Annotated in this window: 10 protein-coding genes; 4 read left to right on the top strand and 6 right to left on the bottom strand. The window is 54.1% G+C overall.

Annotated features, from left to right (window positions below):
* Positions 1-37: 37 nt before the first annotated feature.
* The gene (locus tag RHM56_RS11965; protein WP_322241420.1) at positions 38-832 is read right to left on the bottom strand and encodes a Hachiman antiphage defense system protein HamA; all 795 of its coding nucleotides are present in this window, start codon (positions 830-832) and stop codon (positions 38-40) included.
* A 451-nt stretch (positions 833-1283) separates the two neighbouring features.
* On the opposite strand from RHM56_RS11965, the gene tnpA reads away from it, so the two are divergent.
* The 4 genes from tnpA to RHM56_RS11985 all read left to right on the top strand — a co-directional run bounded on the left by tnpA (position 1284) and on the right by RHM56_RS11985 (position 5706).
* Positions 1284-1607 (top strand): IS66-like element accessory protein TnpA, encoded by a 324-nt coding sequence (tnpA, locus tag RHM56_RS11970; protein ID WP_322241421.1) that lies wholly within the window; start codon positions 1284-1286, stop codon positions 1605-1607.
* Entirely contained in the window at positions 1604-1939 is a 336-nt protein-coding gene (gene tnpB / locus RHM56_RS11975) for an IS66 family insertion sequence element accessory protein TnpB (protein ID WP_322241423.1), read from the top strand. The genes tnpA and tnpB overlap by 4 nt, the downstream gene beginning before the upstream one ends.
* Positions 1940-1988: 49 nt before the next feature.
* Positions 1989-3515 (top strand): IS66 family transposase, encoded by a 1527-nt coding sequence (gene tnpC / locus RHM56_RS11980; RefSeq protein ID WP_322241425.1) that lies wholly within the window; start codon positions 1989-1991, stop codon positions 3513-3515.
* A gap of 607 nt (positions 3516-4122) precedes the next feature.
* A complete protein-coding gene (locus RHM56_RS11985) occupies positions 4123-5706 on the top strand; it encodes a caspase family protein (RefSeq protein ID WP_322241426.1) in 1584 nt (527 codons plus the stop codon).
* A 181-nt stretch (positions 5707-5887) separates the two neighbouring features.
* On the opposite strand, the gene avs3b is transcribed toward RHM56_RS11985, so the two are convergent.
* The 5 genes from avs3b to RHM56_RS12010 all read right to left on the bottom strand — a co-directional run bounded on the left by avs3b (position 5888) and on the right by RHM56_RS12010 (position 15872).
* On the bottom strand, positions 5888-6625 hold the full coding sequence (gene avs3b / locus RHM56_RS11990) for an AVAST type 3 anti-phage proein Avs3b (protein ID WP_322241427.1): 738 nt from the start codon (positions 6623-6625) through the stop codon (positions 5888-5890).
* Positions 6603-12872, bottom strand: coding sequence for an AVAST type 3 anti-phage nuclease/ATPase Avs3a (gene avs3a / locus RHM56_RS11995; protein ID WP_322241428.1), 6270 nt, complete (start codon positions 12870-12872; stop codon positions 6603-6605). Before avs3a ends, avs3b begins: the two co-directional genes overlap by 23 nt.
* 92 nt (positions 12873-12964) lie before the next feature.
* On the bottom strand, positions 12965-13720 hold the full coding sequence (locus RHM56_RS12000) for a hypothetical protein (RefSeq protein WP_322241429.1): 756 nt from the start codon (positions 13718-13720) through the stop codon (positions 12965-12967).
* A gap of 60 nt (positions 13721-13780) precedes the next feature.
* Complete coding sequence (locus RHM56_RS12005) at positions 13781-15373, bottom strand: hypothetical protein (protein WP_322241430.1); 1593 nt, start codon at positions 15371-15373, stop codon at positions 13781-13783.
* 46 nt (positions 15374-15419) lie between these two features.
* Entirely contained in the window at positions 15420-15872 is a 453-nt protein-coding gene (locus tag RHM56_RS12010) for a hypothetical protein (protein WP_322241431.1), read from the bottom strand.
* Between the last annotated feature and the right edge of the window lie 41 nt (positions 15873-15913).

Genomic DNA, 15913 nt, shown 5'->3' on the forward strand with positions numbered 1-15913 from the left:
GCGTTATTGATCCACGTTTGAAGTGCCGCTCGCATAGTCAAATCACCGAAGCGCGTGCAGCTTGGAACGCGGCGTTATAGGTGGCGTGTAGGTCTGGAACGGAGATAACGACTAGGGTGAAATCGTCACTTGCTGTAGTGGGTGCAGTCGCGAGTTCTGCGGTGAGCAAGCTTTCACAGATGACGGCAACGGCGCGGTAGCGCTTGGTCGCAGATGGAGCGTCAACCGCATTTATAAAGCGGTTCAACAGCGGAATATTCACATCACCAAGATCTTCAGTAATGGATCGTTCGCGCAGCCAAACCAAGGTCTTGGCAAGCCGGCTTACCCGATCCGTTTCACAGTCCTTGATTGCGGTGGCTATGGGATTTGACAGAGCAGAAGTGGATTTGAGCTTAACCTCGGAGCACAGGATGACATCGTTCGCGCTCGCATTGGGGTGATCGGGCATCAGGAAATGGATGACATCCGATTTGGGGGCCGGTTTAGTCCTATCCTGTTTGAGCCGCCATTTCTTGGGGCCTATCGCTTCGGCCGGATGCTCCTTGGCTGACTGATAGAAATAACCTAGCACCTCACCAAAATCGCCAGCCATGGTTGATCCTGCGTCCGGAAGCTTGCTGGAGAGAACTTCAGCAAGCGACAGTCCGGTGCGCGCGGCGGAACGGTGGAGTAGGTCATCAGTGATGTAGCAACGACGCAATGGCTCGGCAAGCGTCGCTTGCAGGAGCGCGACATGCGCGGCACTCATCCGAACTAGAACGTAGGGATCTTCTTGGCTGTGCGGAAACCAAGGCACGGCATTGCCAAAGTCGAACAGGAGATCATCCATGATTGCGATCCATATTTACCGCTGATGCCGGTATGGCGTGCTCGGAACTGAACGGCGGTAGCTGACCGCCATCTTGCCATGCTGGATCTATAGATCACCAGTGACCTCCCAGCGTTTCGAGAACTATTTGCTGCTCTGTATGAGGGAGGATCAGAGCCACCTAAAACATCAGACGAAATGGTCAATGGCCTCCCGTAACATCTAGCAGAGAAGCCTCGGTTACAAGGTGGCCAGCTGCATTGCCGTTTGTTGGTCAGTAACAAGCCCGGAAATCCAGCGACCGCGCAAAGCTGCCAGGATCGCAGGGATTTTCGCTCACCGCCAGCAAACGCGATGATTGGTCGTTTAATGGTAAGCGTCTGCCAAACACACCTTCAGAATCCCCAGATTAAGGGCGATGGTGTCCACCTAAAAATACGTGGACACCATCGTCCTCAATTCAAGGAATACCATGCGACAGCGCACTTCTTATCCCAAACCCTTCAAGGCCCAGGTTGTCCAAGAATGCTTGAACCCTGACGTATCAATTGCCAGCGTAGCTCTGCGACACGGCATCAACGCCAATCTGGTTCGAAAGTGGATTCCCATCTATCGCGACCAACAAGCGTCTGTCTTACCTGCATTTATACCGTTGAAGCTTGAGGCCGCAGCGATACCGGTTCGACAGGCTGTAGCCCGCATCGATATTCCCTCCGGACAACAAACACTCACTGTGAAGTGGCCGATCTGCGACCCAGAAGGCTGCGCACGTTTCATTCGCAGCCTCTCGCAATGATACGCATCGACGCCATCTGGCTCGCCACCGAGCCCATGGACATGCGCGCTGGCACCGAAACTGCGCTGTCCCGCGTGGTGGCGGTGTTCGGTGCGGCGAAGCCGCACTGCGCTTATCTGTTCGCCAATCGCCGAGCCAACCGGATGAAGGTGCTGGTGCACGATGGCGTGGGCATTTGGCTTGCCGCAAGGCGCTTGAACCAAGGCAAGTTTCACTGGCCTGGCACTCATCGCGGCCAGGAAGTTGAACTCGACGCTGAACAACTGCAAGCGCTGGTGCTCGGTTTACGATGGCAGCGTGTTGGTGCGAACGGCGTCATTACAGTGATTTAGCCATGCCTTTCAGCTGTGGCGGATGAGTTGCTTTGGTAAAATCCACGGCATGACTTCGTCGCCCAATCTCGAGCAAATGACACCCGACCAACTGCGCGCACTCGCGGCGCAGTTGCTGTCGAAGGTCGACTCCATGGGCCGAAAGATTCATCGTGACGAGACAATCATCGAACAGCTCTCTCACGAAATCGCCATCCTCAAACGCCACAAGTTCGCCAAGCGCAGCGAACAGATCAGCCCGGCACAAGGCAGCTTGCTGAATGACTTGCTCAACACCGACCTTGAAGCTATCGAGGCAGAACTGAACGCGCTTCGTCCTGCTACGGCGTCAAACGAAACCCGCCAAAAGCCCAAACGCACGCCACTGCCACCGCAGTTTCCTCGTACTGTCATTCGTCACGAGCCAGAGAGCACCTGGTGCGCTTGCGGCTGCCAGCTTCAGCGCATCGGCGAAGACGTCAGCGAGAAGCTGGATTACACACCGGGCGTGTTCACCGTTGAGCAGCATGTACGTGGCAAGTGGGCCTGCCGTCAGTGCGAAACACTGATCCAGGCGTCGGTGCCCGCCCAGGTCATCGACAAGGGCATCCCCACTGCCGGTCTATTGGCTCATGTAATGGTGGCCAAGTTTGCCGACCATCTGCCTCTGTATCGGCAGGAAAAGATTTTTGGCCGTGCAGGCCTGGCGATCCCACGCTCAACACTGGCTCAGTGGGTGGGCCAAACCGGCGTGCAACTCCAGCCGCTGGTGGATGCACTGCGGGAGGTCGTACTCGCCCAGCGAGTCGTGCATTCCGATGAAACGCCCGTGCAGATGCTGGCGCCCGGCGAGAAGAAAACGCACCGAGCGTATGTCTGGGCTTACTGCACCACGCCGTTCTCGACACTGAAAGCCGTGGTCTACGACTTCAGCCCCAGCCGTGCTGGCGAACATGCACGCAACTTCCTTGGCACATGGAACGGCAAGCTGGTCTGCGATGACTTCGCGGGTTACAAGGCCAGCTTCGAGCTGGGCACCACCGAAATTGGCTGCATGGCACACGCCCGGCGCAAGTTCTTTGACCTGCATGTGGCAAACAAAAGCCAACTGGCTGAACAGGCACTTCACTCAATCGGCGGCCTGTACGAGATCGAGCGGCAAGCCAAAGACATGAACGATGAAGACCGCAGGCGATTACGTCAGGAAATAGCGGTGCCCATTGCAGGAAAGTTGCATGAGTGGATGCTGGCTCAGCGTGAGCTTGTACCAGAAGGCTCGGCGACGGCCAAGGCCTTAGATTACAGCCTGAAACGCTGGGTAGCGCTGACGCGTTACCTAGATGATGGTGCTGTGCCCATCGACAATAACCCGGTCGAAAACACGATCAGGCCATGGGCGCTTGGGCGTTCCAATTGGCTGTTCGCCGGATCTCTGCGCGGCGGCAAACGGGCGGCAGCAATCATGAGCCTCATCCAGTCGGTACGCATGAACGGGCATGATCCATATGCTTATCTCAAGGATGTGCTGATGCGGTTGCCAACGCAGCAGGCCAGTGAGATCGACCAACTGTTGCCGCATCAGTGGATGCGCGCTTAATGTGCGCAAGGCAACTTGTTTTTCGGTTGAGGCAGGCCGTGTGCATTCAAGATGACATTCAAAGAAAGGATACCCATGGATAATGCTTCAGAGGTAGAGCCGGGCGCTGAGAAAATCATCGGGCATTGCGACGGATGTGGTCATGAAACCAGAACCTTTCGCGGGTTCGTTAATGACCAAGACGGTGCGTACGCAGTTTACCTTTGCACGTATACAGCGTCTCATCCCGAGTTAGGTGTTGACATGGCCATAAGCATGGGAGGCTGGGGAGTGGGCAATGAACCCTCGCTCAAACAGTGTGTTGCTCTGGAGTGGCGTCAGAGTGAAACCGGGCCAGGCTGTCGAGTAATAGATGCTTCTGACTCTCGATGGCACGGTACTGACCTCCTTGGAAGGATGCTGAGTAGAGAGCAAGCCATGAACTCCGCTAAAGCGACAGAGGCGTTTGCTGTTACTGATGCCATTTGGCAAAGTGACCAGCGCTTGGCGGCAGCGCTTGATAGACCGAACTGCGGCGAGCATGCTGGCTAGGCCATTGTTGCAATCGGATTTGAAAGGTGTGTTGGGCAGCCGCTTACCCTGTTTTTTTGACCTGTATGGAGCAAGGATGAGCAAGATTAATAAGATCAAAGGAGTGGAAGCCGAGGCGCATGCTTTGGCGAGCCCAAGTGAGGGCGGTAGCCCAACACGAGTGACGGCGATCATTGTCGCGTTGGAAAACTACCGCGACGCCCGCGATGGACAGAAGCTGGCGTCCGTGGATTATGCTCATGCCGATGGCGAGGCCTTCGAAAAAGCCTTACGTCGAATCTATGCGGATTTACCAGAAGACATGCTCAATGTTGTGCTTCTAAAAGATACTGAGGCGAGTTGCACTGCGCTTCGAGATGAGCTGAAGTACACGATACGAAATCTAGATGAGGACGAGCTGTTTATCTTTTACTACGCTGGACATGGCTTTCATGGCGCTGGGGGCAATCGTCTCAGCGCATACGACACCAACCAATTGAACATCGCAGACACAACACTACAGCTGCAGGCCGACCTTCTAGAACATCTGGAGGACAGTCAATGCCGCAAGGCGCTCGTTTTTGTGGATGCGTGCGCTGAAAAATTCGCTGGTGTAGTGAAATCTCGCGACGTCATCTCCAACTTACAAGCCAGCGAAGTGGAAGATTTTTTGGATAGTGGTTGGTACTGCGGCGTCTTCCTGTCTTGTTCTCCCAGCGAAAAATCATACCCTGCAACACCGTTGAAGCATGGAATCTGGACGCATTTCCTCTTAGAAGCGATCGAGGGCCGCGCCCCAGAAGCCCTGCGTGATCGGTGGCTGACCGATACCAGCTTACGCGACTACCTGCGTCGGAGAGTTCCGCAATACATCACTCGGGACACGAACATAAAAGGCAGCCAAACGCCTCAGGCGATTTTGTCTAGCAGTAATAGCTTCCGAATTCGTTACGTGCAGGAGGTCCCTTCCGTCAGCGTGCCTGCAGATGCGGCTTTAGCGGGAATCGCCTTGAAAAATCAAAGCGAGTTCCTAGAGGGGATCGAAACGGGCAAAATTCGTTCGCAGGAAGGATTCACTTCGAAAAATAGGGTGCCTGATAGACTAAGTGACTCAGCAGATCAGTGGTGTCGACGTCTACTAGCTGATCAGATCGCCGAAGAGATACAGGACATTTATCAGGCTGTACTCTCCGCGTTCAAGGCCCGCCGTAAAGAAGTTCAGAAGGGGAGCGACGTAGGTAACGGTGACATTGACACTGAGTTTTTCCGCTACTCCATCAGCAGCGGTCAGAACCCAGACGATCCCGCTGAGTACCTGATATGCCGACAACTGGAGCTTCGCTCGGGCTGGGAAGCCAAAAGAGAGGCGATTGCAGAAGTCTTTGATGATCAATTCGAATACCTGGTGATTGAGTTTAAAAAAATGGAAAGCTCATTTGACACTTTGGTAGATCAGCTTGAGGACATCCAGGAGCTTCATGGTGGAGACGTCGATGATGATGACCGCTCTGAGCGCGTAACTTACTCGCGGGACGGCGTCGAGTTCACATTCGACCTATGTAATCAAAGACTGGAAATAGCATTCGCAGGGACGGAAACACTAGAGATTTTGGATGCAGCTAGACAGTTCCAATTGGGCATCCACCGAGCGAGCCCTATGCTAGCGGCTCCCAAACGGTGATCAGTTGAGCTGATCCAGGGTAATGCGAAAGTTCGGAAGGTGTGTTGGCTGGACGCTTACGTTTAATGCACGCGATTTGCCTCAGCTAGCGCTACAGACGTTATGCTTTCTAACGTAATTCGTTAGCGTCCAGCGTCGGTTTTGACCGCGAGTACAGGATTGAGGTCGCCAGATGCTGACGTCAATCTCCGCCTGTTGGCAGGCTGATTTCGGAGTCATCTTGAGCGTCTTGAACATCAGCGGGCAACTCTGCAAGTTGTGCTTTGATGCCGGCCAGAGCATCTGAAGCTCCAGCGAGCAAGGCCTCCATGTTGAGTTTTCGGTCATTGAGCAGACGCCGGCGCTCACCATTGGGATTCGATCCATTGGTCAAATCTTCTCTGTCAGTGAGCATTCTTATTAAAGTGATATCCAGCCCGTCGTCCGCTCCCGCCTCGGTCGCCAACTGAACCCACTCCTTTGATGTGTCGAGAGCCCCTCGCGCCGCCTCGGCTAGATAAAAGTCGATGACTATTTTTGATGCCCGGTCAACGATCTTCGCCATTGCCACGTTGGCATAAACTTCCTCCGACTCTTTGTCACTCTCGCTCGGAGCATGGGATGGGGAGAAATATCGATAGTTCGACCCGTCAGGATCTAGGCCTTCTAAAACCTCAAGGATCGGCTCCACCCCTGCAAAAGGGCTGCGTCCCGATGGTAGCGCGTGCCGGTGAGCCCAAAATGCTAATACGGCTTCACGCGCGTTCGCCATTTTGGTGGGGCGGTGGTCATCGCAGGCTGATTCGGCCTCTTGAATGAGCTCGGCAATGTGGTGGGCCATCCAGCGACCTAGCGTGTCAACAGAGTCCTCAAGTCCTTGCTCTGACACCAGTTTTTTTCCGAGCGCCAAGTTAGCCCTAGAGCGTTCGGACAGTTCCATCACTTCTGAAGATGTAAATTCGGTTGCTGGGTAAGATGTATTGGAGTTCATCTGCGACTGGATCTCGGTAATTTTGGTGGCGAGCAGTTCTTTCGACTTCAACCTCTACGACCAAGTCTTTGCCAACTGCTGTTAAAAATTCAATGACATAGGACATGGACGCCTCTAGCCGAACACCTTGTGCTTGATCAGAACCTTCATCGTCTGGGGAATACCCCCAAGTCTGAGAGCGCATGACAGGCACTGAGGATGAGGGCGTCAACCATATCCTGCGATCAAGGTCAGTCGACATGTTCATGAGTTCAACAACATACGCCGCCGGTTCGGGAGCTGGAAAGCCAACATTGCCGGCCCAAGGATCGCTTCTGTCCAGCCCCGATTCATGGTGCGGACTCTGTATCCACCCTTTCAGCACATAGGGTGGAGTGGCGAACTCCAATTCGTCGTCGACGCCGGGGATTCGAAAGTCGTGCGGGTGTTCAACGGTTTGAATCGCACGCAGCAGAGACGCTGATGTGCTTGGTGATACCAGTGCTGAATGCACCGAGATTGCTTCCGAATGATTGACGTCGGCCCCAGACCACTGGCCCCAAATCGTGAGCATCCCTAGGGTTGGATAGAGGCCACGCTCAAAGTCCTGGGCTGATATGGATTTTAGCCAAGCATCAGCCTCATCCCGCTGCGGCCAGTCATATCGGATAGCAGGTTCCGGGTCTCGTCTATCGGCAAGCCATCTTCCATCTGTGCGTGCAATATCGTGTCGAGAAAGCCATTCTACAAACTTATTTTCATTCGACTCATCACGACCTCCGACCACTGGCTGTGTCGACAATAGACGGCCGGCAGTGATCATCATCGCGTGATAGGAGTGGTAGAAACTCAGGTCATCCACGCGCGGGTAGGTACCGTGACGGCTATTTGTATCCTCATAGCGGTATAGCTCTGCTTTGTTTCTAAGGTCGGCATCCCAGCGATGTGCGCCTGTGTAACCTAATTCGCTGCGCAAACTCTTCTGCGTCTCGCGACTCACCTGAGATTGTTTCAGGCCAAAGCAGCGACCAAGTGGCGCTAGCCAATACTGATCAAAATCCCTCCCCGAGAAATTGCGATCGTCATTAATGGAAGCATTGCTTTGCGAGAGGGAGTTTTGCGTCTGAGCAGCGCCATGGCTGGCGCTTTCGCCGGCGCATATCTTCACCAACTGCTGCTCAAGTTCCGAGGGGAGAGTGACGAGTTTGTGCTCGATCAAAGCCATGACTGAGCGGGCGGCAAACAGTCGAATTAGCACGTGTTGCTGGTTTGGATCAGCCTGTACCAGTAAATAGTCTAGATGCGGGATGAATGCAGCCGGGTATTCCAGCGCAGCCCGTGAAGCAGCTACCAGCAACCACTGTTGAGCATGAAGACTGTAGAACTCGAATCGAGCGTCTCCGTACGGCATCTTTGTGTCACTGGCCGCATGAGCGAACAGCTCGCTAAGGATCTGATGTCGGTTCAACGCACAAACCCCAACCACCGCGTGAGCGGCTTCCCACCGCGTGACTGCTACCGGCGAGGCCAGTCCCGCCCAAATGTAGCCAGCCAGTGCCCCCTCAATTGAAGCGGGTGGAAACAGTTGCTGATTCCAAGGCCCGTCTCCATCGCTTTCCTCCAGAACTGCGTCAAACAATTTGAGGCCGTAGGATAAGGCGTCCAATGCCTCGTCATTGGATAGCTTGGGAGCGAGCAGGCCTACGAGGCTGAAGAGGCGTTCCGAACCAGCGAGCTCGGTCGACTCAGCGATTGCGCTTAAGATCACGTCCAGTAACTCAAACTCGCTGATACCGGATTTCTGATACGCGAGATCGAACGGCATAACCTGGTAATACCGGTCACGCCTGATTTCCATGCAGAGACGTCGGCACACAGTCTTCAGCATCCTGACCAGCGCGTTGCGAATCGCCGGACGCGCCGTCCATTGGGTTGGAAGCGTTTCCAGGAAACTGCGTAAATCCCACAATCGAAATTCCGCTACATGCGCGAAGGCCTCAATGAAGGACGGCTGCTGCCCGACCGAGATGCGTTGAACGCATTCGCTGAAAAAAACCTCCATGTGAAACGGCGGCTCACCCGCTCTGTATGTTTGATGAGCGGCCGATATCCCGGTTGTTGTCGATAGGTCACAACCTACAAATACAGCGTCCCATCCATTTTGATCCCGAGAACGCTCCGTTTGAGTGGCAACACTGCTGGACTGGCTGTGGACACCAGATGCCTCAGCCTGGGTTGCCCTGGTGAGACGCTGGCTTAAATCCGGGAGTGTCACGCTCAGAGATTGGGAGATGGACTCTAACGCCTGCCATTTCGCTGCGGTCTGTGTTTTCAGCGTCATATAGCGATAAGCACGCTCAACAGCTATTTCCTTGACCTGGCTATCAGCGCCCCCCTCAAGTGCCGATGAGAGAATTGCGATTTCGTCCCAATCCGCCCGAAAGACAGTCAGGGGGAGGGCGTCCAAATGCTCAATTTGCTTATTAGCCAAGAGCCTGCGGGTTGCAACCTCCAAAATTCTGCTTTCATCCCCAAACCTACGGTCACGCCAACGACTCGCGATGGCCAATGTAGAAGAGGGGCATAAGCCTGTCAGAGCTTCTATCGTGGCGTTCCACGCGAAATGTTTATCTCTGTCTACGTAATCTCTAGTCACTTCCGCGCAACGAGAGAAGTTGTAAGCTACTTCTGGTGCCGGGCGCGCCCCATTTGCCGCGCGTTCAGCCAGCTGAATCAGAGCCTCCCAGCGAGCGAAATTTTCGTCACCAATTTTGCTTGCGACCTCGACGGCCTCGTTGAAATAAGCCTCGGCATCGACAGTACTGATTGGGAGCAGTGAGCGGGCAACGTCAACAAGCCCTTCGACCAGGTGTCGTGCATCAGAACGCTCAGTACGATGAATTGACGCTGCCTTCTCAGCCATTTCAAATGCGAGGTTTTCAGCGCCAGCAACAGTAGCGAATAGACGCGTGAGTCGGTTGAGGGTCGGAGTGAACAGCGGACGGCTTAGGGTCGTCGTCCAGGCAACCAGCTCGGCTATGGTTTCCTGCCGAGCCAGGCCAGAGGTGAGAAGGATGTCTAACCATAAGATCACGATGTCGTTAGCTGTATGCGGGTATTCGCGATATCGATTGACCTGCAACTGGGCAGATGTCGATTTGGCTTGGACGATGGCCTCGTTAAGCTGTGACTCGTCTACAGGGTGTGTAAACGAATGCGCCCATAAATTAACCCACAGAAGCAGTGGGCCAATGTCTGCTTCAAATTCCCGAAGCTCCTGCGATTTGCTGTGAGATTTGACAGCTTGCATCTCCTTTCTAAGCTCAGGCGACGCCACCTCGATCAACTCTAGAGGCTTTTCCGATAGAGCTGCGTGTAAGGCACAGGCGCGTAGATAGGGAGTCGGACTGTCGCCCAAGCGCGATGAGAGATGAGTTGGCGGCTGCAGTGGCAGATAACGCTTTAGTAGGTCGCGAGCCTCAAGGGAATCGCAAATCTTGTGGCAATACGCAGTCTCAACCAGTGCCACGATCGCTTGCAACGGAGGTGCACGATCCGAGTCACTGTTATCAGCTCGGATCTGCTGACGGGCCAAAAGCTTGTACATCCGCTCAGTCGGCTCAACGGATAGCAAACGGTTTTGCTTCCTGGTTTCCTCCGCCAGTGCGAGCACTAGCGGCATATCATTACCAGCCGCAACCGCAAGCTCATCAAGCTGTAGATATCGTCCATGATCTAGTAGACGCTGCGCTACAACGCGTCCTGCGGTATAGGATATCGAGCGCGGGCTCCATCTCCGCAGGTTCAAAGCGGCTTGGTCTGCACCGTTGATATTGAGTTGAGCAATTGCCATCATGGCTCGATCCTCGTCCGTCACGGGCTCACTTTTCCGTGCTTCGGGGGATAGTCTGGCCCAGTTAGTCAGCCACTCCTCAGCCATACGAAGGCGGCTACGAGCTTCTCCCCTCAGTTCCTCATAGCCGGAAAGAATTGCCGCCTCGTACACGTGATGAGAGCCAACCCATCCGGATCCGAAGGTACGGCGCGAAACAATCTCCTGCACGCTGTTACTTTCCATAAAGGCAGAGACAAGGTCTGTATTCTCCTGCAAGAGCGCGCGTTGTCTTTCATCGCCAGCACTTTCGCCTCCAGCCTTCAGAGCTAGCTTGGCCGCCTCAGGATACCGCTGGATACGCAAACTTGCCTTCAACGCAAATTGGAGGCGCTGGAGTTCGATGTCACGACGCTCCACCGGGCCAGAGTCGGGAAGTCCGTTAGACGTCAGTGCCAGATCTACAAGCTCAGAGAATTGACCAGCTTCAAGCATCAACTGCGGCATTACACCCGCGACATATGTGCTGGTTGAGCTCAGCTTAGCCAGATCATTAATGAACTCCTTCAGCTGAGATGCGCCGGGCCGGAATCGTTCACGGAACCAGGTTTCTGCAGGCTCATCAAAAAATTGGATTGTATTTCCATTGACGATGAGCGGCCGGCCAAGATCGAGAGCAAAGCTCCTGACCAACGCGGGCTGCACACCTGATATTTCGGCTAGAACAGTTATCGGTACCAACGGACGTAAAGATGCAAGTCCGGCACAAATCAAATCGATCTGGGTTCGCTCGAGGGTACCGGCGGTGTCGCGTAGCTTAGCGATGGACGCTTCGAGAATCGTATCAATGACACTGTCCACGGTCGTCGGATTCGGCCCAAGCAGGCGTAGCATTTCTGGAAGTGTTAGCTCGCGAGAGAGCGTCAGTGCCTGGACTCGTGGGTTGTGTGAGCTTAACCGGTGAAATTCTTCGACATCGTGTTCGGAAGCATCCGGGAATTTCTGATGCAAATGTGCAGCCGTTTCACCCACAGTAAATGCACTTAGACCAAGCGACAGTGTATGGGGAGGAGGGTCGAGCAGAGACTCCCGGTGAGGCCGGCACAAGGCGACTAGTCGAACACCTTCAGGTAGAGGTTCGCGTAATAGATCGCGAACAAACGATCGGGGCTCGCCAATTTCTTCAGCAGCCATCTGCGCGTTATCCGCAGCGTCTACGATGATGCAAAGCAGTGCGTCTGCATTCTTTGCCCTGAGCATTGACACAGCCTGTCTCACACGGTGCATAAAAGCGCGCATGTAGGAGGAAAGATCTGCATTTACCGTTGGAATCAGGAGGTGACAGAGACCGAGTGCAGAGAGCTCATTAGCGAGTTGAACCAAGGCTATCCGATGGCCGTGACGGTAGCCTGTTACGCTGCGGTACTGACCATTGCCGAAGCAATCGTATAGTAAGCTAACCGAGCCTTCAGGTAGGTTACTGCCAATATTTGCTGCGAAGACTGACTTGCCGACACCAGCATCAGCATGTACGACCACAGGTACACCAACTGCATCGATGATGGATCTGATGATCACATCTTCATGTTGGCGAGGGATCGCTTGGTCGAGTTTGTTGATCAGGCATGGGGCTGGGAACAGCTGAGCCTCATCCGTGCGCAGCTCCCGGAGCATGTCCATTTTGGTGATAGATGGATTATCCGCGCTTTCAGACAACGCCTTACGGTTGACCAGCTCCTTGAGACGAATAGGGGCGTCAACATCCATATCTGGTAAGTAGCCACTGACATCTTGGAAAAGGATGTTCCTTTGAGTCCAGTAATTATCGTGCGACCCGTCCAATCGGAGCATTTTACAAAATGCTGCTAGCCCGTCACCGCTTAGCGATGTGAATGCTTCAAGCTTCCTTAAGTTGCCCGGATGCCGAGCATTCCTTTGCGCAGCCGCATCCTCAATCGCCTCAAGAAACTCGGCGCTGATAGTGCGGTTCGTGACGAACCAAAACTCAAGCGTGTCACATAGAGGGACGCCAGGCAGCCTTCGTTGAAGCTCCGCATACCGTTCAGCAAACCCATGGATTGTCTTTTCCAGACCGCTCGGTTGCCACACCTCATCTACCCGTAGCGTAGAGTGCTTGAGTTGCATGTAGCGAACCAGCGTTGCGCGTTCTAGATCAGTGTCGCCGTAGTATTCAGCGATATCGATGAGTTGATCACCGACCTCAACCTGCTCTGCGCCGGGAAACTCGCTGGTTGCGGCTCCTTCAATCGTGACCGCGACTAGGCCAGATTGAGGCCTCAGAAGCTGCAGCGCACGGCGCGCGGCCCAAAGGTAGTGAAACTGATCGCCGTCTCGGCTGGCACGTACGAGCATGCTTTCGGACATTTAGACACTTCCCTGATTCAATACGAAGCATAACGCTATGGACGAGGAACCCTGCAAGAAAACAATTTGAGCCCTTGTCTTGTGAGACCAGCCTACCTCGGGCCATCCAGCCAATTCCCATAGGCCATAATAAGTTCCCAAGCAAAGGATCGAGCGAATGAATAATGTGCTGGATCAGGCTCCGCCAAGGGGGATTTTGCCAATCCGCGATGCCGGCTTACGGTTGACGGGGTGTTGCAGATCCGATGGAAATCCCTGACGTGAGGTAGCTTAATGCCAAGCGCCCCGCAAATGTTCTGATTGCTCCCAAACCGGGTGGCTAGGGCTTCCAGAATTTCATAGAGGTGCGTGAACTCGTTGTCTCGATCTTTTCTGGACTGAGCAAGGCTGAGAAGTAGACGAGAGAGGACATCATCCGCCGCATGCCTCGCGAGGAGCTCAGCGTTTGCATTTGCACTTGCGAGCTGGTCAAGCTCTGAGTCGAAGGTCACGACCCCATTCTTGTCGATGACTTGGAAATGCAAATGGTCGGCTATACGTATCCCGGCATGGGCTTCCAAATGAATCTCGGTCGGTCGTCCATCTTCATGAGTAATCGTCAGTGCAGGCTGACCTCTAAAATCAAGAGACGCTGATGCCAAATGCTCGAAAGGTGCTACTCGTGCTTTGATCACTGCCAGCAGCTTCTGCGTTATATCTGGCACCGACCGAAAGGTAGACTCATCCATCTGAGCCCGCGCACTCCCATTCTGAATAACGAATGAGGCGCCTAGCGCTTCGAATTGTTGCACGCTGCCGATCAGGTTGGTCGGAAGGTAACTCCACTCCAACAACGCCACACTGCTCAAGTAATTTTCTCCAGGTGATGATGCCGGCGCGTGAAGCTTCGGAATCTATAACATGATCGGCTATGAACCAAAGCGGAGCATCGCGGGGACGAGGTTAAGAACAGGCAGATTGTTGGTGTACCTGTCGAGCACAGGCTCTATCTCGGCCAGGATGCGCTCTTCATCCAAATCGTCCTCACGGATTACTGTCTTGTACAGCGACTCCACCATTTTGGAGCGCAAGGCAAATTTACCCTCACGTGTCGGGGTCATCGCTCCCGTAACGGCGACAACAGCTACGTATGCTTTACCTCCGATGACGAGGCTCAGTGGAACCAAGCACACGGCTTCGAACGGCTCCAAGATGCCTGAAAGACTCAGTGTAACGGTAGCATCTATATCACCGCGCAAAAACGATGCGGTGCCCCCGATCGCTTGGAGATGTGTTACGAGGTCAGTCGGAGAAACACACAGGCTTCCTCGATCTCTGAAGAGTGCCTTCAGCTCAAGCAAGGTTTCTGCAAGACGCAGTGGCCCGCTGTAATCTCTGAGGCTCGTCGCGGCTATTAGGGGCGTTACCGCGAGCTTTCCGTTGAATTTGAGCTCAACTGAAACTGCCTTTGGGTCATGAAGCATGCAAATGATCTGGAAGAGGGCGCAGAGCTGTTCAAGCTCGACGGGTGTGTCATCATCAATCGTCACTTTAAAATTGGTGTTCGATCCATCTTCGCTCATGAGCAGCTCGAAGTTTCCTGCGTCGACGCGAATTTTCCTTAAATGCGGGGGAAGCGAATTGTGCATTGCACTGACGTACAAGGATGCTGGCATCTCTGCACGCACCCCACTGGATCCGTCGCGGAACGTCACTGTCCCTTCGGCCGCAGGCCCGGATGGATGCACCTCCAGAGTCCCCGTCAAACCCTTATGCAGGTGCAACGGGTCGGCCAGGCCAAAGCGTTTGGGATGGAAGTCTAATTTCGCAAGCTCGACAATCCCTCCCACCCCCATCGTCGCATCAGCCAGGGCAACCAAATTCTCGAGGCCTGTAAGCTCTAATGTCATCGTCTGGCTATGGCTGTCGTAGCCGACGGTTTGCAGAAACCGCAGCTTGCGCTCGGTATACCGTGATGGCGAACGACCTACAAATTTCACGAGGGCCGATTTGAATGAAGCCGGCTCTACCAGACTGATCTCCATGCCTGAGCCAAAATCGATACGTAGTTTCTTTCTATGCAGAAGATTGCCGTTACCCGCAACGATGTGCGCATTGACCCGTTCTAAGATCTGCCCAATGAGCATCTCGTCAACATGGCGGATAAAGGCTCTATGAGGCAGTGGGCCACTCGAGTAGTCGACAAGGACATAGAAAGCAGGCAACGGGCTCGTCGCCATTTTCCTGAGGTTGGACAAAGTGACGTCGACCGTCAGCTTCTTAGATCGAGTTGACTTGACCTGCACTGTGCCGGTGATGATTGGCTCATGAAGCGTCGACTGGCTGAAATACGCTGCATCTTGCTCGAGCTCGATCAGTACATCCCACCCATGCCTATCGGTCTGGCTTTTGTTCGCTGTGACCCCGCCATCTGTGCAAAACGACATAAAGTGAAGCTCACCGCCAGTACCAATATCCCCCATACGTTCCTCAGTAATGTTGACGCTCAAACCATCTAGCAATGAATTGACCAGCCACCGATGCGGTGACCACCTGGGAGGACGCCCTCTATTTCTCGGCGGCCATGGTGGTAGCGCGAATTTTATCCGACAATTCGATAATTGAGTGAAGCGGGGTGTGGAGACGCCTGAGAGACTTGGCTGTTTGGGAGCAGCCCCAGTGCTCGATGGCCTTGTCGACCTTATCTGCATCAATCACAACGGCCTGATTCAGCCAGCAGCTCAACAGTTCGGCCGCTGAAGCGCTTGTGTTTTTACATTCTGAGCAGAGGAGGCCCAGCGCGATCTCAATCACCTCAGGGCAAGGTTCCACATTTCTGGATCGCAAGACATGAAAGGCGGCACTCAAGTCACCCGTTGATTTACCAGTCAGCCGTCGCCGAGCCGCGACAATGGCTGTCAGCGAGGATTGAAAACTGGCACCGCCACCAAAGGCTGAACCTCCTCCAGTTTTTTTGCTTTTCAGCTTTTCTGAAGAGGCCGAATCGGAATGTTCTGTCATCTCAATGAGTCAGTCAGGGATCTATGTTTGAAACTGTCTGC

Origin of the sequence: Pseudomonas sp. CCC3.1 (genome assembly GCF_034347405.1) — a bacterium.
Lineage (GTDB): Bacteria > Pseudomonadota > Gammaproteobacteria > Pseudomonadales > Pseudomonadaceae > Aquipseudomonas.